At 37.5% G+C, this 1,369-nt stretch carries 2 protein-coding genes; one reads left to right on the top strand and one right to left on the bottom strand.

Annotated features, from left to right (window positions below; translation table 11 throughout):
- Positions 1-45 precede the first annotated feature (45 nt).
- On the top strand, positions 46-561 hold the full coding sequence (locus tag GQR46_RS19715; RefSeq protein ID WP_165742231.1) for a hypothetical protein: 516 nt from the start codon (positions 46-48) through the stop codon (positions 559-561).
- A 10-nt stretch (positions 562-571) separates the two neighbouring features.
- Here GQR46_RS19715 and GQR46_RS19720 read toward each other — a convergent pair whose 3' ends face one another.
- The gene (locus GQR46_RS19720) at positions 572-1,252 is read right to left on the bottom strand and encodes a tRNA-uridine aminocarboxypropyltransferase (RefSeq protein WP_165742233.1); all 681 of its coding nucleotides are present in this window, start codon (positions 1,250-1,252) and stop codon (positions 572-574) included.
- Between the last annotated feature and the right edge of the window lie 117 nt (positions 1,253-1,369).

Raw genomic sequence — 1,369 nt, forward strand, 5'->3', positions numbered from 1 at the left:
TTAATTGCGCCGATAACTAAGTAACGCAAGGATCATAAATACTCAATGGATATGAATTTTAAAACGCCGCAAAGCAATACCTTTTTATGTAAAGTATCAGACGCAAGTACAGCAAAACCAATTGGCGTTTTTAGTGCCCAAACTCCCAACAAAAATCCGTATAAAGCTTTATTTAGCCCCAAAGGTTATAACTTTTTAAATATGCCAATGAGTGAGTTTAAAAACATACTTAACGTAATTATCCAGTTAGAAAGCGATATTTCTATTAGTAAATGGGGTGAGGGTTCTCGACCTGATGAATTTAGTTATCAGCTTAATAGAATATCTAACGCTATTGCGACTACTCACTTTAAAGGAAAAACCGATATTAGCTGTTACTTTTTAAAGCGAGTCGAAGAGGCTAAGGATATGATTGGTGAGGACTGCACCTCGTTTATTCAGGCTCACAATAGCGTAAGCCAATTATATAATACGGTTTTACAATTAACATCTGAAGAAGGCTTCAGAGCAATTCAAAATAAAGCACTTGCTCACTTAAAAGAGCAGCAAGCTTTCGCTTAACTGCGTAAAACTACTCTTCTAGCGGTCGGCCTTTATTGCGCTTACCAAGCAAATACGCATCACGAAACTTAATAAAATGCTGTTCTAATTTAGAAGATGCATCCATTTCTCCCGCAAGCGCTAGCACCATAATAGCCACTTCAGCAGTGCCTAGTTGATGCGCATGAGGGGCAACACGTAATCGGTAATCAGATAGTTTATCAGCAGTAACAGAAAGTACAGGCAAGTTATCTAAGTATGGGCTTTTGCGAATCATTTTTTTAGCTTCACGCCAGGTACCATCTAAAAATATAAATAGCGGTTTTTTACCCTCTTCAATACTTATTTCGGTAATGGCCCTGCCCTCTTCTACATCTTCAGCAGGGAATACTACCATTGGCTGATATTGTGAATCATTTATTAAAGCTAAAAGAGCGGGGTTAGGGTCTGTTCTATCCCATCTAAATGCGTGGTTATCTGGCACTATTTCAGCAATTAAGCGCCCAGTATTAGAAGGTTTAAAACTTTCATTGTGATACATTAATAAGCACACAGCTGCTTTACAATCTGCATGCTCAACACCTTTACAAATACAGTAGTGCTTAGCTATTAAGCATTGCTCACAGCGATCTAATTTACCGCCTCGAGCATTAAACTCTCGACGGGATTCACTTATTTGTTGAGCGCGTAATGCTAAAACTGAGTTTTTCACTGTATTTACCTTCAATTAATTAAGCGCGCATTGTAACGACTTATCGCTATTTAATCTTATATTTATAGCCATACCAACCTGCATAAATCTTTGATCAATTTAACGAATTAAATTGCA

It is taken from the genome of Pseudoalteromonas sp. Z1A6 (assembly GCF_011378745.1).
In the GTDB taxonomy this organism is placed as follows: domain Bacteria; phylum Pseudomonadota; class Gammaproteobacteria; order Enterobacterales; family Alteromonadaceae; genus Pseudoalteromonas; species Pseudoalteromonas arctica.